Annotated in this window: 23 protein-coding genes; 2 read left to right on the top strand and 21 right to left on the bottom strand. The window is 43.6% G+C overall.

Annotation, left to right across the window (positions count from 1 at the left end; translation table 11 throughout):
* Positions 1-2: 2 nt before the first annotated feature.
* The 9 genes from MHI20_RS09840 to MHI20_RS09880 all read right to left on the bottom strand — a co-directional run bounded on the left by MHI20_RS09840 (position 3) and on the right by MHI20_RS09880 (position 10,673).
* Positions 3-272, bottom strand: coding sequence for a hypothetical protein (locus MHI20_RS09840; protein WP_017368073.1), 270 nt, complete (start codon positions 270-272; stop codon positions 3-5).
* Between the two features lie 279 nt (positions 273-551).
* A complete protein-coding gene (gene eno / locus MHI20_RS09845; protein WP_264008194.1) occupies positions 552-1,844 on the bottom strand; it encodes a phosphopyruvate hydratase in 1,293 nt (430 codons plus the stop codon).
* Between the two features lie 29 nt (positions 1,845-1,873).
* Positions 1,874-3,409, bottom strand: a complete 1,536-nt coding sequence (gene gpmI / locus MHI20_RS09850; RefSeq protein ID WP_159159990.1) for a 2,3-bisphosphoglycerate-independent phosphoglycerate mutase — start codon at positions 3,407-3,409, stop codon at positions 1,874-1,876.
* Positions 3,402-4,163, bottom strand: a complete 762-nt coding sequence (gene tpiA / locus MHI20_RS09855; protein ID WP_017359213.1) for a triose-phosphate isomerase — start codon at positions 4,161-4,163, stop codon at positions 3,402-3,404. Before tpiA ends, gpmI begins: the two co-directional genes overlap by 8 nt.
* Positions 4,164-4,193: 30 nt before the next feature.
* Complete coding sequence (locus MHI20_RS09860; protein ID WP_024719840.1) at positions 4,194-5,378, bottom strand: phosphoglycerate kinase; 1,185 nt, start codon at positions 5,376-5,378, stop codon at positions 4,194-4,196.
* Positions 5,379-5,591: 213 nt separating this feature from the next.
* Positions 5,592-6,599, bottom strand: coding sequence for a type I glyceraldehyde-3-phosphate dehydrogenase (gap, locus tag MHI20_RS09865; RefSeq protein WP_007500174.1), 1,008 nt, complete (start codon positions 6,597-6,599; stop codon positions 5,592-5,594).
* 31 nt (positions 6,600-6,630) lie between these two features.
* A complete protein-coding gene (locus MHI20_RS09870) occupies positions 6,631-7,668 on the bottom strand; it encodes a sugar-binding transcriptional regulator (RefSeq protein ID WP_008347711.1) in 1,038 nt (345 codons plus the stop codon).
* A gap of 288 nt (positions 7,669-7,956) precedes the next feature.
* Entirely contained in the window at positions 7,957-9,342 is a 1,386-nt protein-coding gene (locus MHI20_RS09875) for an amino acid permease (protein WP_047945706.1), read from the bottom strand.
* A 137-nt stretch (positions 9,343-9,479) separates the two neighbouring features.
* Positions 9,480-10,673 carry an ornithine--oxo-acid transaminase gene (locus MHI20_RS09880; RefSeq protein WP_024719842.1) on the bottom strand — a complete coding sequence of 398 codons (1,194 nt, stop codon included), beginning with the start codon at positions 10,671-10,673 and terminating at the stop codon, positions 9,480-9,482.
* A 209-nt stretch (positions 10,674-10,882) separates the two neighbouring features.
* Between MHI20_RS09880 and MHI20_RS09885 the strand changes: the two genes are divergently transcribed.
* Positions 10,883-12,325 carry a sigma-54 interaction domain-containing protein gene (locus MHI20_RS09885; protein ID WP_159159992.1) on the top strand — a complete coding sequence of 481 codons (1,443 nt, stop codon included), beginning with the start codon at positions 10,883-10,885 and terminating at the stop codon, positions 12,323-12,325.
* Positions 12,326-12,352: 27 nt separating this feature from the next.
* Here MHI20_RS09885 and MHI20_RS09890 read toward each other — a convergent pair whose 3' ends face one another.
* Both MHI20_RS09890 and rpoN read right to left on the bottom strand, forming a co-directional pair.
* Positions 12,353-13,090: a FadR/GntR family transcriptional regulator gene (locus MHI20_RS09890; protein WP_047945671.1), complete on the bottom strand. Its 738-nt coding sequence runs from the start codon at positions 13,088-13,090 to the stop codon at positions 12,353-12,355.
* A gap of 173 nt (positions 13,091-13,263) precedes the next feature.
* On the bottom strand, positions 13,264-14,562 hold the full coding sequence (rpoN, locus tag MHI20_RS09895) for an RNA polymerase factor sigma-54 (RefSeq protein WP_058336938.1): 1,299 nt from the start codon (positions 14,560-14,562) through the stop codon (positions 13,264-13,266).
* A 70-nt stretch (positions 14,563-14,632) separates the two neighbouring features.
* On the opposite strand from rpoN, the gene yvfG reads away from it, so the two are divergent.
* Positions 14,633-14,848 carry a protein YvfG gene (yvfG, locus tag MHI20_RS09900; RefSeq protein WP_017359206.1) on the top strand — a complete coding sequence of 72 codons (216 nt, stop codon included), beginning with the start codon at positions 14,633-14,635 and terminating at the stop codon, positions 14,846-14,848.
* A 24-nt stretch (positions 14,849-14,872) separates the two neighbouring features.
* Here the strand turns inward: yvfG and MHI20_RS09905 are convergent, their stop codons facing one another.
* The 10 genes from MHI20_RS09905 to MHI20_RS09950 form a co-directional block, all read right to left on the bottom strand.
* The gene (locus tag MHI20_RS09905; protein ID WP_039169192.1) at positions 14,873-16,198 is read right to left on the bottom strand and encodes an MATE family efflux transporter; all 1,326 of its coding nucleotides are present in this window, start codon (positions 16,196-16,198) and stop codon (positions 14,873-14,875) included.
* Positions 16,199-16,261: 63 nt separating this feature from the next.
* Positions 16,262-17,077 carry an ABC transporter ATP-binding protein gene (locus MHI20_RS09910; RefSeq protein ID WP_340937884.1) on the bottom strand — a complete coding sequence of 272 codons (816 nt, stop codon included), beginning with the start codon at positions 17,075-17,077 and terminating at the stop codon, positions 16,262-16,264.
* A gap of 13 nt (positions 17,078-17,090) precedes the next feature.
* Positions 17,091-17,906, bottom strand: coding sequence for a nickel import ATP-binding protein NikD (gene nikD, locus MHI20_RS09915; protein WP_192876892.1), 816 nt, complete (start codon positions 17,904-17,906; stop codon positions 17,091-17,093).
* Between the two features lie 4 nt (positions 17,907-17,910).
* A complete protein-coding gene (gene nikC, locus MHI20_RS09920; protein WP_340937894.1) occupies positions 17,911-18,744 on the bottom strand; it encodes a nickel ABC transporter permease subunit NikC in 834 nt (277 codons plus the stop codon).
* Positions 18,741-19,685 carry a nickel ABC transporter permease subunit NikB gene (nikB, locus tag MHI20_RS09925; RefSeq protein WP_041507793.1) on the bottom strand — a complete coding sequence of 315 codons (945 nt, stop codon included), beginning with the start codon at positions 19,683-19,685 and terminating at the stop codon, positions 18,741-18,743. Before nikB ends, nikC begins: the two co-directional genes overlap by 4 nt.
* 18 nt (positions 19,686-19,703) lie before the next feature.
* Positions 19,704-21,323: a nickel ABC transporter substrate-binding protein gene (nikA, locus tag MHI20_RS09930; RefSeq protein WP_268382109.1), complete on the bottom strand. Its 1,620-nt coding sequence runs from the start codon at positions 21,321-21,323 to the stop codon at positions 19,704-19,706.
* A gap of 164 nt (positions 21,324-21,487) precedes the next feature.
* On the bottom strand, positions 21,488-22,651 hold the full coding sequence (locus MHI20_RS09935) for a DegT/DnrJ/EryC1/StrS family aminotransferase (RefSeq protein WP_061420200.1): 1,164 nt from the start codon (positions 22,649-22,651) through the stop codon (positions 21,488-21,490).
* Positions 22,648-23,337, bottom strand: coding sequence for an acetyltransferase (locus MHI20_RS09940; RefSeq protein WP_061420203.1), 690 nt, complete (start codon positions 23,335-23,337; stop codon positions 22,648-22,650). The genes MHI20_RS09935 and MHI20_RS09940 overlap by 4 nt, the downstream gene beginning before the upstream one ends.
* On the bottom strand, positions 23,300-23,893 hold the full coding sequence (locus tag MHI20_RS09945) for a sugar transferase (protein ID WP_061420206.1): 594 nt from the start codon (positions 23,891-23,893) through the stop codon (positions 23,300-23,302). Before MHI20_RS09945 ends, MHI20_RS09940 begins: the two co-directional genes overlap by 38 nt.
* A 20-nt stretch (positions 23,894-23,913) precedes the next feature.
* Positions 23,914-25,443, bottom strand: a complete 1,530-nt coding sequence (locus MHI20_RS09950) for an MATE family efflux transporter (protein WP_340937908.1) — start codon at positions 25,441-25,443, stop codon at positions 23,914-23,916.
* Between the last annotated feature and the right edge of the window lie 15 nt (positions 25,444-25,458).

The raw sequence follows: 25,458 nt of genomic DNA on the forward strand, positions 1-25,458 counted from the left end.
TGTTAAAAGCCGCATTTGATTTTAATGTACATGCCTAAAAATTTGAACTCTCCTAAAAATTTCGAGCCTTTTCCAAATGTTTTGCATGCCCAAATCAAAGCGGCAACTGTCACAATGCCTAAAATAGCGGCAAGGACATAAATCCAAAATGCATTTTTCTGTACGTTCTTAGAAGTTAGAATTCGTTGCTTCCTTTCATCATATGCCGCCAGTAGGTGAAGGACATACATGTACACGCCTACTGGAAAACGAAGGCTAAAAGGATTCAGCATCTCATCACCCCCTAATATATGTAAAATGATACCACCCCCATGCAAATAGCATAAGTTCAATTCAGATCATATTTTTAGTAGAGTTTTCATGATTTATTGCTTATAAATCGTCAAGCTCATCGTTTCGCCTCTGACTGAAGGATGATTTTTTACAAAAATAGGATATGACAAAGGAAGCAGAGCTAATTCGCTTGAGCCAGCTTTGCATCTTTATTTCAACATAAAAAAGCGCTGCGATACGCTCTTTTCAAAAGAGCGCACGCAGCGCGTTGCTTTACATTACTTATTCAAGTTGTAGAATGTAGCAATGCCGTGGTATTGAGCTGTTTCAGCCAATTGATCTTCGATGCGAAGTAATTGGTTGTATTTCGCCACACGGTCCGTACGAGACGGAGCACCTGTTTTGATTTGTCCAGCGTTTGTTGCAACAGCGATGTCTGCAATTGTGCTGTCTTCTGTTTCACCAGAACGGTGAGAGATAACAGCTGTATAGCCTGCACGTTTCGCCATTTCGATTGCATCAAATGTTTCAGTTAATGTACCGATTTGGTTTACTTTGATGAGGATTGAGTTACCAACGCCGTTTTTGATTCCTTCAGAAAGCTTCTTCGTATTTGTTACGAACAAGTCGTCTCCTACTAGCTGAACCTTGCTGCCAAGACGCTCAGTTAATAGTTTGTGACCTTCCCAGTCGTTTTCATCAAGGCCGTCTTCGATCGAGATGATTGGGTATTTCGATACCATATCTTCATACCAGTCAACCATTTCAGCAGATGTTTTCACAACACCTTCGCCTGATAAATGATATTTACCGTCTTCTTTGTTATAGAACTCAGAAGATGCAGCATCCATCGCAAGTTTGACTTCGTCACCTGGTTTGAAACCAGCTTTTTCAATCGCTTCTACGATTGTTTGAAGTGCTTCTTCGTTAGATCCAAGGTTTGGAGCAAATCCACCTTCGTCACCTACAGCTGTGTTTAAGCCTTTTGCACTTAATACAGATTTCAGGCTATGGAAGATTTGTGCGCCCATGCGAAGTGCTTCACGGAAGTTCGGTGCACCTACAGGCATAATCATGAATTCTTGAATGTCTACGTTGTTATCCGCATGCTCTCCGCCGTTGACGATGTTCATCATCGGTACTGGAAGCGTTTTGGAGTTGAATCCACCAAGGTATTGGTAAAGTGGAATTTGTAAGAAATCAGCAGCCGCACGTGCTACAGCGATAGATACGCCAAGGATTGCGTTTGCGCCTAATTTCCCTTTGTTTTCAGTTCCGTCAAGCTCGATTAACATTTTGTCAATCGCTACTTGTTCAGTGACATCAAAGCCTAAAAGCTCTGGTGCAATGATTTCATTTACGTTGTTTACAGCTGTCAGAACACCTTTTCCAAGGTAACGGTCTTTGTCTCCGTCACGTAGTTCTACTGCTTCATATTCACCAGTAGACGCACCACTTGGTACTAGTGCACGGCCAAAGCCGCCAGATTCTGTGTAAACTTCTACTTCAACTGTTGGGTTACCGCGAGAGTCTAATACTTCGCGTGCATATACGTCAACAATGTATGGCATCGTTATTTCTCTCCTTTTGAATCAATTTGTTATTTTTGAATCAATGATGTTCCTGTCATCTCTTTTGGTTTTTCAAGACCAAGTAAGTCTAAAAGCGTTGGAGATAGATCGGCTAAAATGCCGCCTTCTCTAAGCGTTGCCCCTTTTTTCGTTACGATGACTGGAACAGGGTTTGTCGTATGTGCAGTATGCGGCTTTCCTTCTTCGGTAATGAGCACGTCTGCGTTACCGTGGTCTGCCGTGATGATAGCATGTCCGCCTTTTGCTAGGATTGCGTCGACTACAGCTCCTAAGCACTCATCTACTGCTTCAATGGCTTTGATTGTTGGCTCAAGCATACCTGAATGCCCCACCATATCTGGGTTAGCAAAGTTCAGAATGATCGCATCATGCTTGTCCGCATTAATGTCTGCAACAAGTGCATCCTTTACCTCATAAGCGCTCATTTCTGGCTTGAGGTCATAGGTTGCGACATCTGGTGAATTGATTAAGATGCGGTCTTCTCCAGGAAATTCTTCTTCACGCCCACCGCTCATAAAGAACGTCACGTGAGGATATTTCTCTGTTTCAGCAATCCGCAGCTGCTTCAATCCATTTTGAGAAAGTACTTCTCCTACTGTGTTATCCAAATTCACTGGTTTGAAAGCCACATAGCCATCTACCGTTTCACTGAAGTGTGTGAAGCAGACGAAGTGTAAATCCTTCGGATGTGCTTCTCCGCGGTCAAACGAGCGGAAATCTTCATTTGTGAATGTGTTTGAAATTTGAATCGCACGGTCTGGACGGAAGTTATAGAAAATCACAGAGTCGCCGTCATTTACTTTTGCTACCGGCTCACCATTTTCTCTCGTAATGACAGATGGAATAACGAACTCATCGTAGATTCCATTTTCATAGGAGTCATCAACGACATCATAGATGTTTTGATAACTTGGGCCTTCACCATACGCCATCGCGCGATATGCTTTCTCCACACGATCCCAGCGTTTGTCACGGTCCATTGAGTAATAGCGTCCAGAAAGTGTTGCGACTTCTCCGACACCGATTTCTTTGATTTGTACTTCAAGCTGTTTTAAGTACACTTTCGCTGTCTTCTGACCAACATCACGTCCGTCTAAGAAGCCGTGAATGTATACTTTTGTTAAGCCTTCTTTTTTCGCTAGTTTCAGCAAGGCAAAAAGATGCTGGATGTGGCTATGCACACCGCCGTCTGACAAGAGACCGAATAGATGAAGGGCCTTGTCATTTTCTTTTGCATAAGTCATTGCATCTAGGAACGTTTCGTTTTTCTCAAATTCCCCATCACGAATGGCCACATTCACTCTTGTTAAGCTTTGGTACACGATGCGTCCTGCACCGATGTTCAAATGCCCAACTTCAGAGTTCCCCATTTGACCTTCTGGGAGACCCACTGCCTCACCTGAAGCCGTTAAGGTTTGATGCGGGAATTCGTTCCAGTAGCGGTCGAAGTTCGGTTTCTTTGCTTGGGCAACAGCGTTACCGACTGTTTCGCCTCTTAAACCGAATCCATCTAAGATGATTAATGCAGCTGGTTTCTTACTCATATTGACCTTCCTCCAATAATTGAACGAAAGACTGAGGTTCTAAGCTTGCGCCGCCTACCAAAGCACCGTCAATATCGGATTCTGCCATATATTCTTTAATATTCGCAGGTTTCACGCTTCCGCCATATTGAATGCGAAGGCTGTCTGCCGCTTCTTGACCAAATTCGCTTGCAACCGTTTGGCGAATGTGCGCACAAACATCGTTTGCATCTTTTGCTGTAGAAGATTTACCTGTACCGATCGCCCAGATTGGCTCATAGGCAATCACAGATTCAGCGACTTGCTGCTTCGTTAAACCAGCTAGTGCTTTTTTCACTTGATCAGCGACAAGTTCGTTTGTTTTGCCTGCTTCACGCTCTTCAAGCGTTTCACCTACACAGATGATTGGAACGATGCCATGCTTGAATGCAGCATGTGCTTTTTTGTTCACTGTTTCATCTGTTTCAGCGAAGAATTCGCGGCGCTCTGAATGACCGATCACTGAGTAGCCGATGCCAAGATCTTTAAGCGCAGCAGGGCTGATTTCACCAGTGAATGCACCGTTTTCTTCAAAGTGCATGTTTTGCGCACCAATTTTAAGGTCTGTTCCGTTAGAAAGGCTGTTCAGCTTTTCAAGGAAAAGGGCTGGTGCACAGACAATAGATTCCACTTTGTCAGGAGATGGAATAGATGACTTGACTTCTTCAACGAAGCTTACAGCTTCACCAAGTGTTTTGTTCATCTTCCAGTTCCCAGCTATAATTGGTTTTCTCATGATTGACACTTCCTTATAGCAGTTTTGGTCTTATTTATCGTTTAATGCAGTCACACCTGGAAGTTCTTTGCCTTCCATAAATTCAAGTGAAGCGCCGCCGCCTGTAGAAATATGGCTCATCTGATCGGCAAGACCAAATTTCTCAACAGCTGCTGCTGAATCTCCACCGCCAATGACAGAATATGTATCTTTTGCTTCTGCCAGTGCTTCTGCGATTGCTTTTGTTCCTTTAGCGAATGCATCGATTTCAAATACACCCATTGGTCCGTTCCAGACAACAAGTTTGCTGTTTTTAATGACATCAGCATACTTCTCTCTTGTCTCTATTCCAATATCAAGTGCTTCTAGATCACTTGGAATTTCAGAGATTGGCACAATGCTTGTATTCGCATCATTTGAAAAGTCGTCGGCTACCAGAACATCTGTTGGAATCAGGAAGTTCACGCCTTTTTCTTTTGCACGGTCCATAAAGGATTTCGCTAAATCTACTTTGTCTTCTTCTAATAGAGATTTCCCTACTTCGTGGCCAAGTGCTTTGACAAATGTATAAGCAAGTCCGCCGCCGATGATCAGGTTGTCCACTTTATCAAGAAGACTTTCAATCACACCGATTTTATCCTTTACTTTTGCGCCACCGATAATCGCTGTAAATGGGCGATCAGGGTTTGAAATGGCTTTTCCTAGAACCTCAAGCTCTTTTTGCATGAGGAAGCCTGAAACAGCCGGAAGATACGCTGCAATACCAGCTGTGGATGCATGTGCACGGTGTGCAGCACCGAACGCATCATTGACATACACATCGGCTAAATCAGCAAACGCTTTTGATAATTCAGGATCGTTCTTTTCTTCACCAGGATAGAAACGAACGTTTTCAAGCACTAGCACATCTCCTTCTTTTAAGTCAGAGATTTGCTTTTTCACGTTGTCGCCGTAAGCTTCATCTGCTTTTTTCACTTCTTGTCCAAGAAGCTCTTGCAGACGTTTTGCTACAGGTGTCAGACGCAGTTCTTCAGTAACTTGACCTTTAGGACGACCCAAATGACTAGCTAGTAGTACCTTTGCGCCTTGTCCTGTTAAATACTCAATCGTTGGTAATGCTGCGCGAATACGAGTATCATCCGTCACTTTTCCGTCCTTCATTGGAACGTTAAAATCTACGCGGCAGAACACAACTTTACCTTTTACGTCAATGTCTTTTACTGATTTCTTATTCATGCTCGTCAGGAGATCCTCCTTTATTCTGGTTTCCTTACGCATTGGACAAGTCTCTCTTTATCCTTTTCCCATTTTGCCCTCATCAAAACGAGAAATCGTGCAGAACGGATAAATACAGAGAAAAAGGGAAAGGGATGCTTCCCCTTCCCTTGTCCGTCTTCATTATATCGTGTCTCTAGGAAAGAACCAAGTGAGTTCCTTCAGTGTGAGAAATTAAAGACCTTGTTTTGCAATGTAAGCTGCAAGGTCAACAACGCGGTGAGAATATCCACTCTCGTTATCGTACCAAGAAATGACTTTCACCATGCTGCCTTCCATTACCATTGTAGAAAGAGCATCGATTGTTGAAGAGTTTGCATTACCATTGTAGTCACCAGATACTAATGGCTCTTCGCTGTAGCCAAGGATTCCTTTAAGTTCTCCTTCAGCCGCTTCTTTAAGTGCTGCATTTACGTCTTCAGCTGTCACATCTTGATTTAATTCAGCAACAAGATCAACTAAAGAAACGTTAGGTGTTGGAACACGCATAGCGCCACCGTTTAATTTACCTTTAAGTTCAGGCAATACAAGTGAAACAGCTTTCGCAGCACCTGTAGAAGTTGGGATGATGTTTTCCGCAGCTGCACGAGCACGACGGTAGTCTTTGTGCGGAAGATCAAGAATTTGTTGGTCATTTGTGTATGAGTGAACAGTTGTCATCATACCGCGTTTGATACCAAATTTATCGTTAAGTACTTTTGCAAATGGAGCTAAGCAGTTTGTTGTACAAGATGCATTAGAGATGACATCGTGGCTAGCTGCATCGTATTTGTCTTCGTTTACACCCATAACGATTGTGATATCTTCTTCGTTAGCAGGAGCAGAGATGATGACTTTTTTAGCGCCAGCTTCTAAGTGTTTAGCAGCGTCTGCACGTTTTGTGAAGAATCCAGTAGATTCAACAACGATTTCTACGCCTTGTTTACCCCAGCTTAATTTCGCAGGGTCACGCTCAGCTGATACTTCGATTGTTTTACCGTTCACTACTAAGTTCGTACCGTCTACAGAAACCTCTGCATCTAGTTTTCCGTGAACAGAGTCATATTGTAAAAGGTGTGCAAGCATGTTAGCGTCTGTTAGATCGTTAACCGCTACTACCTCAACTTCAGGATTGTTTAATGCTGCACGAAATACGTTACGTCCAATACGTCCAAATCCGTTAATACCGACTTTTACTGCCATGATGTTTCCTCCTTTTATAGGTCACAATGTTTTATATTGAGGGATCTATTGACTCCCTTAATAACTCTTTTGCGGCTCCTTCGTCTGTGACGAGAACCGTTCGGCGGGGTTTTTTGAAATAAGCTTCAATGGCCCCAGCCTTTGATGATCCACCTGCAACAGCAATGATGTGTGGAATGCTTTCTAAATCATCTAGCTGCATGCCGACGGAGTGCACTTTGTGGACGACCTCGCCATCACGATTAAAGTAATAGCCAAAAGCCTCTGTCACTGCGTCATGCTCATCAATCTTTTTTAAATCTTCAGCAGGTGTGTTTCGTCTCATCGCCATTGTTTTTGCTTCACCGATTCCATGAATAAGCATCGTGGATGATTTAATTGTTTGAAGCACTTCTTTGACGGACGGCTCTTCAATAATGGAAGAGTAAGCACCTTCTGACAGCTGTCCTGGAACAAACAGCAGTTTGTAAGTACCGGAAGCTTTTTCAGCCATGTGGGCACAAATGGTGTTTGCCTGATTTTTTACATTCTCCCCAAGACCGCCTCTCGCAGGGACAAACATCATGTCGCGATTTTTGGCATCAGGGGTCATCATTTCGGCAACAGCTTCCATCGTCGTTCCGCCAGTGACGGCGACGATATTATTTCCAGTAAACCTTTTTTTCATACATTGGACAGCAGCTCTTCCCATTTCTTGCTTCACCCACGGGGATTCATCGCTGTCACCAGAAACAATGATGACTTCTTCCAGGCCTAATTTCCTCTTTAATGTATTTTCCAAAAAGGTTAAACCTAAAACGTCCTTCATCATTCCTTCAAGCATTTCAAGCAAAGCATGACCTTCAGTCGTCAGCATCATACCGCTCGTTTTAACATCCAGCAGATTTTGTTCCTTTAAGAACTGAACTTCAGCTCTTAAGATACGTTCACTGAGACCAAGACTTGTCGCAAGACTTCTGCGACCAATTGGTTCAGCTAATCTGATGTACTGCAAAATGTCGTAGCGCTTTTGCATAACTGTGAGAAGATCTGGTAATAATTTTTTTTGAGCTTCCAATAAACGATTCATGGCTAACGACCCTTTCTTTTCACGTTGGACTAAAAACGTCCCACTGTGACAAAAAACGTCCCGCCACAGCCAAAAAAAATCAATCCCTGCTTTCTTTAATTATTTTAACAGGATAATCTTGCATTTTCAACTCTTACAAACACATTTAGACAAAAAATAGACACATTTTGACCGATAACCTGCTTGTCATCTAGCTTTCCGCTATTTTATTTTTTTCAAACTATTTATTTTCTTCTATATTGAATGCATTTGTCTTTGAAAAGGTGCAGGCGGTCAAAAGCCGCCTGCTTAAGTTTTCGGTATCGTTTCTTTCTCTTCATTAAACCGTTTCGCATCTTCCTTCGGTTTAATCTTGAGGTAGTAAATGATGTAGCAGGCGGCCATAAATGGAACTCCGCAATAAAGACCAATCCGCTGATCCTCAATAAAGAATAAACTGATAAGAACAATGCCAAATGCGATAAAGCCTGCTAATGGCACGAATGGATAAAAAGGCGTTCGGAAGACAAGATCCTTTACATCTCCGCCCTCTTTAATGAATTGTCTCCTAAAGAAGTATTGGGATAAACAAATAGACATCCAAACCACGACAAGCACCATACCCGAAATGGATATGAGCCAGACATATACCGTTTTTGGTGCTACAACACTCGTGAGCAGTGATAGAGCGGATACACCCATTGTCACCAATAAGGCATTGATCGGGATTTTACGTTTGGATAATTTTTTCGTGAAAACAGGTCCTTTCCCGTCTTTTGAAAGCGCCCAAAGCATACGTGATGATGCATATAGTCCAGAGTTTGCTACAGATAAGACCGCTGTGATGATGATAAAATTCATGATATCTGCAGCGTATGGTATGCCGACCTTGTCCAACACCACAACAAACGGACTATCCACTGCGCCGGCGGTCTGCCATGGCAGAAGCGCTGCAAGAACCGCAATCGATAAAACAAAAAAGACCATCGTCCGCCAAATAATATTCCGAATAGAGCGTGGGAGTGTTTTTTCTGGATTTTCACTCTCCCCTGCTGCAATCCCTACAAGCTCTGTTCCTTGAAAGGAGAAATTGACTGTGACCATGGTTAATAAAATCGCAAAAACACCATTAGGAAAAAGTCCGCCATGATCCGTCAAATGGCGAAATAGGGGGGCAGGTTCCCCACCTTTCAAATGAATCATTCCGAAAATTGCGCCAATTCCAATGATAATAAACAATAAGATCGCAGCAACCTTGATGGCTGAAAACCAAAACTCGGTTTCAGCAAAGCTGCGAGCTGAGATGGCATTGATGGCAAATAAGATGACGCTAAAGGCAAGACACCAAAGCCAAACTGGGATATCAGGAAACCACCTTTGGAGCAAAATGCCTGCTGACGTAAACTCCAGTCCAATTGTACATGCCCAGCTAAACCAATAAAGCCAGCCGATCATAAAGCCTGTGGACGGACCTATATATTTGGTTGCATACTCCTGAAAGGAACCAGCTGTCGGCATCGCCACTGCTAATTCACCAAGACAGAGCATCACCAAATACATGAGCAACCCGCCAATGATAAACGAAAGAATGGCTCCCCCTGGGCCTGCTTGATGAATAATGAGTCCTGACCCAAGGAAAAGGCCTGTTCCGATAACCCCGCCTAAGGCAATCATAAAAAGATGTCTGCTTTTCATGGAACGCTCTAGTTCATTATGCTGTTCTGGCTTCAAATCCGCTTCCCCACTTTCACTCTTCTATTCATCAACCTTTGACAAAATTCGCCGTTCATTGAAAGAGAAAGGGAGAATTTGAAGGCTTCTCCCTTGATCATTTATGCTTGAAATAACGCTTGGATATGAGCAATTGCCCAATCCAAGTCTTCTTTTGAAATGGTAAGCGGCGGTGCAAATCGAATCACTGTCTCATGGGTTTCTTTGCATAACAGCCCTGCTTGCTTGAGCTTCTCACAATAAGGTCTAGCTGCCTCAGTCAGTTCCATCCCAATAAATAGTCCACGCCCGCGTACTTCCTTAATCACAGGACTTTGAATGCGTGATAGTTTGTCTTTGAAATATTGCCCAAGCTCCAGTGAGCGCTCGGCAAGCTTCTCGTCGATTAAAACATCTAGTGCAGCAAGTGATACTGCGCACGCAAGAGGATTCCCGCCGAAGGTAGACCCGTGAGACCCTGGATTAAATACACCTAAAATATCACGGTTTGCGACAACACATGAGATCGGGAATACCCCACCGCCAAGTGCTTTACCAAGAATCAGCATATCCGGCTCAATGTCTTCCCAGTCGCATGCAAACATCTTGCCGGTCCGCGCTAATCCCACTTGAATTTCATCTGCGATCAATAACACATGTTCCTTCTCACAGATCGCTTTTGCCTCTTTTATAAAGCCCTCAGGCGGCATGACAATGCCCGCTTCTCCTTGAATCGGTTCAAAGAGAAAAGCCGCTGTTTGCGGAGTGATCGCTTCGCGTAACGCCTCAATATCTCCATAAGGGATGAGCTTTATGCCTGGAAGCATCGGACCGAAACCTCTTTGATATTCTGCTTCCGAAGACAGTGACACAGCCGTCATTGTACGACCATGAAAATTCCCGGTACATGCAATGATTTCTGCGCGATTCTCTTCGATCCCCTTGACATCATAGCCCCATCGTCTCGCTGCCTTTACAGCCGTTTCCACAGCCTCAGCACCCGTATTCATCGGCAATGCCATCTCTTTATTCGTTAATTTGCAAATCTTCTCATACCATGGGCCAAGCTGATCATTATGGAAGGCCCTTGATGTAAGTGTCACGCGGTCAGCTTGTGTTTTAAGCGCTTCAATAATGCGGGGATGGCGATGTCCTTGGTTCACTGCAGAATATGCACTGAGCATATCCATGTAGCGGTTGCCCTCAGGATCAGTCACCCACACTCCCTCAGCCTCTGAAATCACAATTGGCAACGGATGATAGTTCGCCGCACCGTATTGTTCTGTTTGATGAATCAATGCTTTTGTCTGTGTCATCGTGTATTCCTCCTTCTATAAGCTTGCCTCTTTTGATTGGGTTCATCTTCACTCTTATGTTATGCAAGGATCATGCCAACTTAGTGATCGCTCTGTGCCTAGGATTGTTCTCATCTTTAACGCAAAATAATTTTGCATATGCAAATTTTTTTAGAGGAAACCGCAAAATTTTTCATGTAAAATAGAGGTAATGTCTGGAGGTGGCGCAAGTGAAAAAAGATCAGCATACCGCAAAGCTTGAAAATGAGATTGATCTATATAAACAAATGCTCGATTTAATTGATGTTGGGGTTCACGCCATTGATGAAAATGGTAATACCATTGTTTATAACAAAAAAATGATGGAGATCGAATCTTTAAAACGTTCTGATGTCCTTTATAAAAATGTCTTAGACCTCTTTGTGTTTCAGGATGAGATGCACAGTACACTTGTCCAAGCGCTGCGAACCGGGAAACAGACGGTTCATGCAAAGCAGACGTATCACAACTACAATGGAAAAGAAATCACAACGATTAACCATACATACCCGCTCGTTCGAGACGGTTTGATTCAAGGAGCGGTTGAAATTTCGAATGATGTCACGAAACTGGAACGGCTCATTCATCACAATATGAAGAAAAAAGGAAACACACGCTTTACATTTGATTCAATCATTGGGGAGAGTCCTGCCTTTTTAGAAGTAATTGAACATGCGAAACGAGCCACACGTACCTCTTCTTATGTGCTGATTGTTGGTGAGACAGGGACGGGGAAAGAGCTATTTGCACAAAGCATTCATAATGGCAGCAGCCGTTCATCTGGACCATTTATTACGCAGAATTGCGCAGCACTGCCTGATAACCTCATTGAAAGTCTGCTTTTTGGAACACAAAAAGGGGCTTTTACAGGGGCAACAGATCAGCCCGGTCTATTCGAACAAGCACAAGGAGGTACACTGCTTTTAGATGAGATCAACTCATTACACCCAGCTCTTCAAGCAAAACTATTGCGCGTCTTGCAAGAGAAACGTGTGAGAAGGTTAGGCAGTACAAAGGAAATCGCCATTGATGTGAGAGTGATTGCTAATATGAATGAGGACCCTGTGGATGCGATCGCAGGTGGACGAATGCGAAAGGATTTATTTTACCGGCTTGGCATTGTCACCTTGTTTATCCCGCCACTCTCTGAGCGAAAAGAAGACATCCCCACATTTGTCATGCATTTTATTCAAAAATATAATGAACTGTTTCAAATGAATGTGAAGGCGGCTGATGAAGAGGTACTTGCCCTGTTCCAAACGTATCATTGGCCGGGCAATGTAAGAGAACTGGAGCATGTGATTGAAGCTGGGATGAATATGATGATGGACGAAACATACTTAAGCATGCATCACCTTCCTTACCATTTCCGTTTCAAGCAAGGAGAAGGACGTCCTAGTGAACACATGCAGATGAGTCCGCTTAATCGAGCAGCTGCAACTGATACGTTTGTCTACACGAGCTCAGATCATACAACTGATTTCCAAACCCAAATGGAACGATTTGAAAAACAATACATCGTCCATTACTTAAATAAAATGGACGACAATATTTCACAGACTGCAAAGATATTGGGCATGAGCAGGCAAAGTCTGCAATATCGAATGAAAAAATTGCATATTTCTCTTCAATAATAGAGCTGTGCCGTTTTTCGGCACAGCTTATTGAATATCTGGCTTTCCTTCCTGTTCTTGCAGCACATCACCAAGAAGTTGTTCTACTTTTTCCAAATGTGTAAGCATCGCCCTCTCCGCTTCTTCTGGCTGCTTGTCCATGACAGCTTGATAAATACGTTCATGGTCTTTGTAAAGCTGACGTATGGACGCTTTTCTTGAAAATAACACGATTTTTCTCGTTTCCCGCATCGTTTCAATTAATAAGGATGAGACCTGATTCATTAACGCCGCCAGTAAATGATTCTTTGAGGCTTTAGCGATGGCAAGATGAAATGTAAGGTCTGCCTCTTCACCAATTTCTTTATGCGCTTCTGCACGCTTCATTTGTTCAAGTGCCTCATGCAGTCGATGGAGGTCCTCGTCTGTCCGCAGCAATGCTGCCTTTTTGACAGCACCTGATTCAATGATTGATCTCACTTCAAGAAGCTGCACGATATCCTGCTGCTTCATCAAAAAAGCAGGAGATAAACAAAATGTGAGCTGCTCAGGATCGAACTGCTTCACATATGTGCCTTCTCCTTGCTTCATCTCTATTAATCCGATCGCTTTCAAAGCGGACAGCGCCTCTCTCACAGCGGAACGGCTGACTTGAAAGTTTTCAGAAAGTGCTTGAACCGAGTCTAATTTTTCGCCCGGAAGAAGCTCCCCCGTTCGAATGGATTCGACTAATGCGTCCGCAATTTCTTCATATATTTTTTTCGTTTTGATTTGTTTATATTTCAATTGGTCTCACCTCATCACTGTTGTCTACCCTATCGGCTCATGCCCTATCTTATACTTTACCCCAAAATTCAGATCACACGTCTTCCCTTTTTTCAATTCTCAAGAAATCTTCTATCACTCTTCCACTCATCAAAAAAGAAGCACGTGCCATTGTTTCTGGCATGTGCTTCTTTTTAATCATATCGCTTCCGCAGCGTGGAAGACGGAAGGTTCATTTGTTCACGATATTTGGCAATGGTTCTGCGAGAGACGCGGATACCAAAGGTTTGCTGAAGCTGCGTCATGATTTGCTGATCCGAATACGGTTTTTTCTTATTTTCTGATTGAATCAGCTCTGCAATGTGGGTCTTCACTGTGTAGCTGGATGCTTCTTCAAGCGAATGCCCTTCTAGTTTCGCTTGGAAAAACTGTTTCATTTCCATTAACCCATAAGGAGTCTGCACCATTTTCCCTTTGACTGTTCGACTCACTGTCGACTCATGCACTTGTAATATATCTGCAATCCGCTTCATCGTAAGCGGTTTCATTTTATGCTTCCCTGTCAGGAAAAAATCAGTCTGTTGTAAGATAATCTCACGAACGACATTTGTCATCGTTTGTTTTCTCTGCTTCAGCGCTTGAACAAGCCAATTGTACTGCTGATGCTTTTCCTTTAAATATGCATATGCTTCATGCCGCTTTTGATCTTGAATCATGGCGAAATACCCTTCATTCATTTCAATGTCCGGAAAAGCACGCTGGTTCAGCTCGAATGTGATGTGACCTCCCGCAGCTGTAATCAACACATCTGGTTCTATATACACATCCTGGTCTTCATAAGAGAAATGAAGGCCTGGTCTTGGTTCGAGAAGCGACACCTCATCTTGTATGGCTTGCAGGGTTTTCAACGGCATACCTGTTTTAGCTGCGATTTCCTTCCAAGCCTTCCTTGCGAAAAGAAAGAAATGCCCTTCGATGATCAGCTCTGCTTCATACCAGCGATCCTTTTTTCGTCTAAGCTGGAGCAGGATGCATTCTTGCAATGATCTAGCGCCAATACCGGCAGGCTCTAATGATTGAAGCTGATGAAGAACGGCCTCTACTTCTTCTGCCGAAGCCTGTAACACAGCGGCCATTTGGTCAACCGGTTCATTTAAATAGCCATTGGAATCAATGGACTCAATCATGAATTGAAAAATCCTTTGATTCTTTTCACTTAAATTCAAATCAATGGCCTGTCTTTTTAAATACATTTGCAGGCTTTCTTTTTGATGCGTACGATACGGCTCTGTCATTCGATCTTGCGTTCTTTTATGATAAACTGGTTGATAGCTGTCCGTGTCTTTCCGCTCAATCAGAGGGTTCTCAAGCGCTAACTGATCAAGATACTCACCCAGCTCTGCACAATTCAATTGCAGCAGCGTAATCGCCTGCCTGAGTTCTTGCGTGAGTACCTGCTTTAATACTAGTTCTTGTTGCAGTTTAAGGCTCATTGTCTCCCCTCCCTCTCATCATTTTACATGAAGATTGACGGACCGTATATACGAAATAGGAGTGATTTCCATGTCTGAACTTTTTTCCGTTCCATACTTTATTGATAACTTAAAACAGCACATTGCCATGAATCAACATGAAGACAAGATTCATGCCATGAACGCTTATTATCGGTCGGTGGTTTCTACACTTGTGCAGGACCAATTGACGAAAAATGCTGTTGTCTTGAAGCGAATTCAGCATCTCGATGAAGCGTACCAAAAGGTGAAAAAAGAAAGCGAATAAATGGACGAAAAACAACACCCTTTCTCATGATTGCAAAGGGTGTTTTTCATGCAGGAAAAGCTTTTGATCCAGCTTCGATTTGTACATCATCAAAAAGCCGGACCGCCCTACAGTATAAATGATAAAGGCAAACCATAGTCCGTGATTGTGCCATATCGGAATGACTGCCGCCTGAACAGCCACAAACAAAATCATCGCAAACAGCATTGAATTCCTAACAGGAGCAATTTCTGTCGCACCTGTGAATACACCGTAAATCACCAAGCCAAAGCAAGCAGCAAACGGATAAAGAACGAGCCAATCGGCATATTGCAGTGTCACATCAAGAAGCTGAGGCAAATTTGTAAACAGGCTCAAAATCGGTACTTTAAAGAAAAAGTAACCTGCCGCAATGACACATGCCATCACAACTGCCCATTGTCTCGAAAGGGTTAATGTTTTATCATAAAGCGCTCGGTCGTTCGCACCTACTGATCTACCGACAAGGATGCTGGACGCATTGGCAAATCCATCGAACAAATAGGCCATGATGTAGTGAATTTGAAATAAAATGGCATTCGCCGCCAATTGCTCTGTTCCGAAAGAAGCTCCCTTTGCTGTAAACATGTTGATCACAACAAGCAGACAGATCGTTCGGATAAATAAGTCTTTATTCACATGAAACATTTTCTTTACTGCACGTGTGTCCATCACCTGCTGGATAGACGGCATCCGAAAACCGTTTGACGTATGCTTCAAGATGATCCAGGCCCCTAACACAAAAGCAGTGAGTTCAGAGATCAAAGTCGCCGCTGCCACACCTTTGACGGCAAAAGAAAACGCATGAACTAAGATCAATGCCAAGATCATATTCATGACATTGATCAAAATTTGTAAAGAAAGGGCTTCTTTCATTTTTGCCATCCCCATCAGCCAGCCGAGTATGACGTAATTCATCAAGGTAAATGGCGCTCCCCAGATCCGAATATGAAAATAGTCCGCTGCATATTCGCGCACATCAGCAGCAGGAGAGATGATCCATAATGCGGATTGAATAATGGGCCATTGAAGAGCAATAAAACAAAGCCCGACGATAGTAGCTAGCAAAAAAGGCCTTAGAAAAGCAAGAACACCCTGCTCCTCGTTCTGCGCTCCGTTTGCTTGGGCGGCAAAAGCAGATGTACTTACCCGTAAAAAGCCAAACAGCCAGTACAATGTACTAAAAATGAGACTGCCGACTGCGACGCCCCCTATATAAGCGGGGTTGGCAAGCTGACCAACAACTGCTGTATCGACAGCTCCAAGTAATGGCGTGGTCATCGTTGAAATGGTTAAAGGGATCGCCAAAGCTAAATATGCTCGATGGTTCACGATGCCACCTGCCTTTCATGAAAAATAGCCTCTCTTAAAAGAGGCATTGAGGGAATGAAAAAGTTAACGAACCGGCCTGCCAATCGTTCGAGACAAAGGGTGGCTGGCGAGCGTTGCCTCCTTCATTTTCAGCACAGCTTCGTGCTCTGATAGAAAGAAATCATCCTTCGATTGAAACTGAGCCACAAGTTCACCCTGATCAAGAATCGCTAATTGATCACTTAAATGATAGGCCGCTGTCAAATCATGTGTGATAAATAAGTATGCAAGCTTCAGCTCTTTCTTTAATTCGACTAACAAATCTAAAATGACTGCCTGGGTAACCATATCTAAGCTACTGACTGATTCATCCAGCACAATGAGCTTTGGCTGAAGCACCAGTGCTCTGGCGATGTTGATCCGCTGTAGCTGACCACCGCTAAATTGGTATGGGTACTTGGACAAATCCTGCTCACTGAGCCCTACTCTTTCTAACCAGTGAATCAGTATATGCTGACGTTTTTTACGGGTCATTGGTTCATAGTTTTCAAGCGGCTCAGATAGAATTTGTTCCACTGTCCACCTTGGATTCACCGCTGAATATGAATCTTGAAATACCGCTTGTACATGTCGGCGGAAATGCTGATGTGTCCGCTGATCTGCACGAATGATATCCTGACCTTCAAACAGAACTTGTCCGTCCCTCGGCTGCTCTAGTCCAAGGATGATGCGGCCGAGTGTACTTTTCCCTGCACCACTTTGACCTAATAACCCTAGACAAGTGCCTTCTTCAATGGTCAAATGAACGTTTTTCAGGACAGGGGCTCTCCCTTTTGTCCTCATCAGAAACGATCGGTTGCCATATGAATGACTAACTGCTTTCACTTCTATTAAATGCAACGGTCTTCTCACCTCAAATCGTGCAAACAGCTGGAATGGATGGACGAGCTGCTAAAAGTTTCTTTGTATAATCATGCTTCGGGTGTTCAAAAAGCTCAAGAACTTCAGCCTTTTCAACGATTTTTCCTCGTTTCATCACCACGACCTCGTCTGCCATTTCCGCAATCACACTAAGATCGTGGGTAATGAGCAAAATCGCCGTTCCGTATTCATGACGAATTTGATTCAAGTGCTCAAGCACCAGCTTCTGATTGTGTACATCTAATGCGGTTGTCGGTTCATCTGCGATGATCAGAGGTGGATGCATACAGGCAGCCATAGCAATCATGACACGCTGGAGCATCCCCCCGCTTAATTCAAAAGGGTATTTACTCAGTAATTGATCTGGATGCAGCAGGTTCATTTTCTCTAAGGCTTTAATTGCCTGGACCCGTGCCTGCCTTTTACTGACAGCTGTATGCCGGCGGATTGTTTCAATCAATTGATGTCCAATCGTCCATACAGGCGTAAAGCTATTCATTGGATTTTGCATGATATATGAGAGATCTTTGCCACGAATAGACCGCATATGCTGTTCACTCAAACCAATCAATTCTCGACCTTGTAGAGTGATACTGCCTGTCACTTCCGTTGTTTTTCGATCAAGCATGTTTAAGATCGACATACTTGTCACCGTTTTTCCGCATCCACTCTCACCAATTAATCCAACAATTTGACCGCGCTTTACCTCAAATGCTACTTCCTGAACGAGAGAAATGGTTCCTTGCGGCGTTTTCGTATGCACATGCAGGTTCTCTATGTTTAAAATAGACTCTTCCAACTGACTCATTCCTTTACACACGACGTTTGATGCCATATTTCTCTGAAAGGGCTTCTCCCAGTAAGTTGAATAGAATGACCACAGCCATAATCACAAGGCCCGGATAAAGCATCAGCTGAGGATTTGTTTGAATATAAGATTTTCCTTCATGGATCATCGCTCCCCATTCAGGCGTAGGCGGCTGAACCCCTAAGCCTAGAAAAGACATGGCGGAAATGTCCATAATCGCCCAGCCCATTTCAAGTGTGCCCACAACTGCGAGTGGCGGCAGTACATTCGGAATCATATGCTTTCTCATGATATTCCAATGGGAAGTACCGCTAATCTTCGCAGCTGCAATAAAGTTTTGTTCCTTTAAACTAAGCACCATCCCTCGAAAGACGCGAGCGTAATACACCCAGTGCACAAGCATCAAAGCCAGCACCACTTGAGAAAGCCCCGGTCCAAAAATACCGACTAATCCGAGGATCAGTACCAAATTCGGAAATGCCATGACCCCGTCGCACAATCTCATCAAGACGTGATCGATCCAGCCGCCTTTATATCCAGATATCAGCCCTACGATTAAACCGATAGATAGAGAGGAAACAAAGATTAACAACGCACAGCCTAGTGAAATACGAGCACCATATAGAATACGAGATAAATTGCACCTTCCCAATTGGTCGGTGCCTAGAGGATACTCCCATGAAGAACCCTTTAGCTTCATTGCAAGATTAACAGCCGCCGGGTCATGCGGAGCGATCCATGGTGCACATACCGTCACAATGAGCAGGAGACCGAGCAGCACCACACAGATCGAGATCATCTTTTGATGATAGAAGAGGTGTTTTACTTTTGTCATCATGGCTGGCGGCCTTCCTTTCTAGAAATACGGGGGTCAATGAGCAGCTGAAGGAGATCAACCATCAAGCTACTTAAGATAAAGATACACGCCGCCATCAACACATAAAATTGAATGACCGGCAGATCCCGGTTAAAGATCGCTTCTATAAAAAATCGTCCAAATCCAGGCCATGAAAAAACAGCCTCTACAATAATAGTCCCTGTGAGCAGCTTGCCAAGATTCACGCCAAGTCCTGTCAGCATCGGTGATATCGCCATTCTGAAGACATGTTTGAACATAATCGATTGTTCCTTTAGCCCTCTCATTCTCGCATATTGAACAAAAGGCTCGTGAAGCGTCTCACTCACACTCGCTCGCAATAATCTCGTATACATCGCAATTAATGGCACAGCCAGTGTAATGGATGGCAGTACAAGATGTTCCCATGTACCAACACCTTCAACAGGTAAAAGATCGAGTTTCACTGAAAAAAAGAAGATGAGCAAATATCCCAAAACAAAGGTCGGGATAGATGCTCCTAGGAAAGAAATCATCCGGCTCACATGATCTACAACGCCGTTTTTTCTCAACCCGCTGAAAAAGCCTAGTGGAATACTGACACAAATTGCGATCAGCAGACTAGTGAACGCCAATTGAATCGTCGCAGGTATTCGATAGATCACCTCATCAAGCACAGGCTGATTGGTCATATACGACCGCCCAAAATCAAGACGGACGACTTTTTCAATCGTATGAAGGTACTGCATGTAAAAAGGTTCATCTAAACCAAATTCACTTCGTTTTTGGGCTAATACCTCATCAGTAGGCTGAATATGAGCCGCTGCTAAATATGCCTCCGCTGGATCAACTGGTGACAGATGAATCATGCCAGTTGTGAACAGTGTGGCTAGTAGAAATACAGGAATGATGGATAACATTCGTTTGATGATATAGCGGCTCATTTGCTTACCTTCCTTCTGTTACTTCAGCTTGATGCCTGTGAAAGGATGTTCATCTCGATTCGCAGGGAAATCAAAGTCCTTCACATCTTTTTGATAAACAGCTGTCTTTTTAAAATAAGAAATTGGCACAATCGCCCCTTGATCTTGCAAGGATGATAAGACGGACGAATAAAGTGCTTTACGTTTGTTTTCATTAGTTGTTGATGGAATCTCCGTCATTTCTTTGATCAGCTTATCTTTATTCGGATACGCTGAGATCGCCTCTTTGAATCCAAAACCATCTGATGAGACAACGTTCATAAATGTATGCGGATCATACGGCGCTCCATAATTGCTAAAGAAGTTCATATCAAACTTGTTCGCTTTAAACCGCTGAACCTGCGTCGCCAGCTCGACACCTTCAAGTTTGACGCCGACCCCAATGGCTGCCCATTCTGCCTGCAGTGTTTCAGCCATTGTTTTTTGAATCGATTCTGCTGAGTCATACATCATACTAAACTCAAGCGTTTTTCCGTCTTTTTCGCGTATGGTTTTTCCTTTCGGAAGCGTCCAGCCTGCTTCATCCAGTAAAGCCTTCGCTTTGTCCACATCATATTGGAAAGATTTCACCCGGATGCCTGACGTATATGGCATGTTGGTCGGCAAGATGTGATCTGCTACATCCTCTAAACCAGAGGTCACACCTTCCACCAATGATGTTTTATTGATCGCATACTGAAGAGCGTGACGCACTTTCTCATCTGACAGCTGATCGATTTTTGTGTTCATGACAAGCTGTCTTGTGGCTACAGGCTCTGACATCTTTGTTTCATACTTGCCGCTCGCCTCTAATTGTTTAAAAGCATCGAGGCTAATCGTTCCTTCTCCATAAAGTAAATCTACATCGCCTTTTTCAAATGCCATCACTCTTGTTTCGGCATCTGGAATGACCTTCACTTTGATTTCTTTGACCTTTGGTTTCTCTCCCCAGTAGTGGTCATTTCGTTCAAAGATCGCGTAATCATCTTTTTTGTACGTCTTTAATACCCAAGGACCTGTCCCCACTGGTTTTTCGATTCCTTTTGATGTATCTCCGTTTTTTGGAAAACCTGCTTCGCCTAGGAAACGAACGGGGCGCACAACAGCTAACTCTTGAACAGTTGGATAATAAGGCTCAGTTAATGTGAGTTTAAACGTTTGCTTGTCCACTGCTTCTGTCTTTTTGATTTTCTTTATGACACCTAACCAGCTATGTACTTCTTTGTTTTTTAAAATCGCATCAAAATTCTTTTTCACAATATTCGCATTAAATTTAGATCCATCTGAGAACGTGACATTGTCTCTAAGATGGAACGTATACACCTTACCATCCTTTGAAACATCCCATGATTTTGCCAATTCAGGTTTAAGCTTTCCATTTTTTTGATAGCTCACCAATGGTTCGTAAATCATGGATTGGGCAAACAATTGTGATGGATTGTATATGTGTGGATTCATTTCGCCAATATCTCTTGGCCATGCCATAGTGATCATATCGGGATGATCCTTGTCTCCACCTGCTCCATTATTTGCTTGAGAACAGCCTACTAGTAAGAAGATCAGTAGGATAGGTAATATTGTATTTATTTTAATTTTCGGAAAATTTCTCCAAATAGACATAAGTTGCTCCTCCTAATTGATGCTGATAATCATTTTCATTTTAAGGAGGAAGTACCCTGTTGTCAATATCATATTTGAAACGAAATGACAATATATATTCCTTATTATTCCACAAATTAAGGGATTTGTTAAAAAGAGAGGCAGGCTGCCGATGAACGAGCAGCCTATGAGGAGGGTAATGCTTTCTTTTGCAAGACGTTGTACAGTGTATCAATGACAAGCTCCTGTTCCGCGTCTGTCATACTTGTACCAGATGGCAGGCAAAGACCTGTCTCAAATAACAACTCAGATGCAGGGACTTCATCGGCTGTTGTATAAAAAGGACAACCATGAAAGAGCGGCTGCTGATGCAGTGGCTTCCATACACGTCTTGCTTCGATCTGCTTTTGTTCTAAAGCATCTATCATCTCTACTGGAGACATCTGTACATGATGATCAATGGTGAATGTGGTCAGCCAGCGGTTTGATGTGGTTTCTTGATATTCTGGCATAAATTGAAGGCCTTCAATATCGGCTAAAGCATCTTGATAACGCTCGAAAATGCGGCGTTTTTGCTGAACACGCTCCTCTAACACTTCCATTTGTGCAATTCCTACACCTGCGAGCAGGTTGCTCATCCGATAGTTATATCCCTCCTCTTGATGTTCATAGTGTAGGGCATGTTCTCTTGCCTGTGACGCGAGAAATCGGCTTCGGTCGATGGCTGCTTCATCATCACTGACAAGCATTCCGCCTCCTGATGTTGTAATGATTTTATTTCCGTTAAAAGAGTAAACACCGAACCTGCCCATTGAACCGCTTTTTCTTCCTTTATATATACTGCCTAACGATTCAGCCGCATCTTCAATGATTGGCACATCATATGCCTCACACACCGCTATGATTTCATCCATTTTCGCACTTTGTCCGTATAAATGAACGACAATAACCGCACGGGGTCTTTTCCCAAGTCGTTTTGTTTCAGCGAAGGCTTTCTCTAACGCCAGCGGACACATATTCCATGTCTCTTTTTCTGAATCAATAAAAACAGGCGTCGCTTGTTCATATAAAATAGGATTTGCACTGGCAACAAATGTGAGAGTGGAACAAAAGACCATATCTCCCTTTTGAACGCCAATGAGTTTTAAGGCAAGGTGAATGGCTGCTGTCCCTGAAGATAATGCCGCTCCACTCTTCACCCCTGCATAATCCGCGACCACTTGCTCAAATTCATTTACAAGCGGTCCTAATGGTGCAATCCAGTTGCTCTTAAATGCCTCCTCTATTTTCTTCTGTTCTTTTCCACTCATATGAGGAGGAGATAAGTAGATTCGTTTCCTGTCTCTCATGATTTCCCACCTTCTCTTCGATCTTTGATCTCAATTGCAGGAACGCCTACGGCGACTTTCTGATCATGTATATCTCGGGTCACTGCCGCTCCTGCGCCGATCACTGCCCAGCTTCCAATGGTTCTGCCAGGTATGACAGCAGCCCCAGCTCCAATATGAGCACCCTCTCGCACAGAGACACAGCCGGTGAGCACAGCTCCCGGAGAAAGGTGCGTAAAAGATTCGAGAAAGCAGTCATGCTCCACGATAGAACCGGTGTTGATAATGGCATGCTCACCAATTACTGCATCTGCTTGCACAACAGCCCTTGCCATCACAACCGTTCCTCGGCCAACCTTCGTTGACGAGCTCACAACTGCCTCTGGATGAATCAGTGTGGCAAATGCCCTCTCTTCAAATGCGAGACGTTCTTTGATCCTCTGTCTGATTTCGTTTTGCCCAATGGCAATCAGCCATTGCATATCAGGTATTTCATCTCTTACCTTTTGACTCATAGAAATCGGACCATACAAAGTGCCGTTTTGAGGGTCAGCCTCCTCAAATCGATCGTCTAATACAGCGCACAATGAGTAATCAGGATGCAAAAAAATCAACTCCTGAATGACCTTGCTGTGTCCGCCAGCCCCTATTAAGCCAATGGGCTGCTCTTTACGTATCGGTTCCTTTGAATTTTTCAGCTGTTGCATGATTTGGCTGCTGCACCCCTTCTGTTTTGATGACTTTCAGCAAGGTCATCCATAAGATTTTCATATCGAGCCAAAACGATTGGTGCTCTACATACCAGAGGTCATAGGTGAATTTCTCCTCCCAAGAGAGAGTATTCCTCCCATTCACCTGGGCCCATCCAGTGATACCAGGCTTCACAAGATGACGCTTCGCTTGCTCCTCTGTGTACATTTGTAAATACTCCATTAAAAGCGGTCTTGGTCCAACGAGACTGATTTCCCCTTTGAGTACATTGACAAGCTGCGGCAATTCATCAAGACTGAGCTTGCGAATAAAGGCGCCGGTTTTTGTTAATCGAAGATGGTCTGGAAGCAGTACGCCATGTTCATCGCATTCCTCGGTCATCGTCCGAAATTTATAAAGCATAAACGGCTGTCCGTACAGACCAGGCCGCTCTTGTCGAAACACCACAGGCGCTCCGATTTTCCACCGAATGAGTCCATAGATGAGAAGGAAAAGAGGACTCCCTGCGATGAGCAATGTCAGTGCCACGACCACATCTATTATTCTTTTCATCATTGCTTCTCCTTTCCACACTAGCGGGAGACAGCTCGTTCAATAGCAGCTTGTTTCACCTTACGCATGAGCTGTATCCGCTCTTGTTTTGTTCCTGCAAATTGATACAAATAGCCTAAGTAGAGAACGAAACATATTCCGCCAATACAAAATAGCTCCCACCATCTCGTCACATCATACACAGCCTGAATGCCGGCACAGATCCCCCATATGAACAGAGCCCCAAACAGCGGAACGACTGTATGTTTGTAAAAGATGGTACTTTTCTGTTTCGTGATCTTGGCTGTATACAATGGGAGAAAGACGATATTTTTCATCAATAAAACAACGGCCCCTGCTGAGGCAATGCCATATAACCCAAACTGAAGTAGGTGAGTCAGTCCATAGGCGAACAGGACATTGGAACCGCCTAATATGAGTGTCACAACCGCCGGCACTTTAAATCGGTTAAAGGCAGTCGGTACATAGGTCAGCGGTAAAAACATCAACGTGAAACACAAATAAGCCGCATGAATCATCAGCAGCCATTTCAGTTCCTCAAAGGCTGGTCCAAGCCATAACAGCATGAGCGGACCGGCAAGACCTCCTAACAGAGCCGCGGGGAATGCCACAAATAAACCACTCCATTTCATGGCATTGGCGGCGTATTGAATGAGCCCCTGCTCGTCTTGATTTGAATATAATTTTGTGATCGTTGGCGCAAACACAACCGCAAGTGTCCCTGCAAGGGTGCGCAATAATAATGGGAATTGTAAAATGGCGGCATACTGTCCAGTCGCTTCTGCCCCAATCAGTAAGTTGGTCATCAATAAATCGATTTGTAAAAACAACAAAATGCCCATTTGCTCAAATGAATGCCACACCCCTGATCGAACCAGCGTGAGACTTGAAGATAAAGAAACGTACCGCCACTTAAACGAAAACCAAGGAATGAGTTTCTTAAAATAATAGAGACCCATTCCCAAAGCGGCGAAACTCCCCATAACGGCTGCAAGCGGAATATGCCAGATGGCTGGTGTCGTCACAGTAAATAACAGTACAATCACAAGCGCCCTGCCAAACATCTGAATGGCCTGTCCAACACTCGATACATATAATTTGTTCGCATAAAACGGTGCCGCCCCAATACCAGACATGACGAAATTGAGCATAAATAAAAGACCCCCTAACACAAAGGCGATCTGTGTATCTTTTGCAAGATGAGCAGGCACATGAAGCCAGTCAACCAGCTGCTGAGACATGAATAGACAAAGTAAAAAAAGACAGATGGATAAAAGAAGAGAACTGACAAAATAGGAAGCGAGATAGCGCTGCGCTTGTTCCATCTCTCCTTTATGAGCCGCAACAGAAAAAAAACGCACCACCACAGCACTTAATGAAGCCGTAATGACCGATAAATAGTTGATCATATTTTGCGTCAGATGAATCAGACCAAACGCTTCCACTCCAAGTGTATGAACAATGTAAGGCGTTAAACAAACAGACATCAGCATCATCAAGAAAAACGTCATCACATTTGCACTGACATTGTAAAGAAACGCACGGTTCATGGTGATTTCACGCAG

Source organism: Bacillus sp. FSL K6-1106, from assembly GCF_038005245.1.
In the GTDB taxonomy this organism is placed as follows: Bacteria; Bacillota; Bacilli; order Bacillales; family Bacillaceae; genus Bacillus; species Bacillus altitudinis.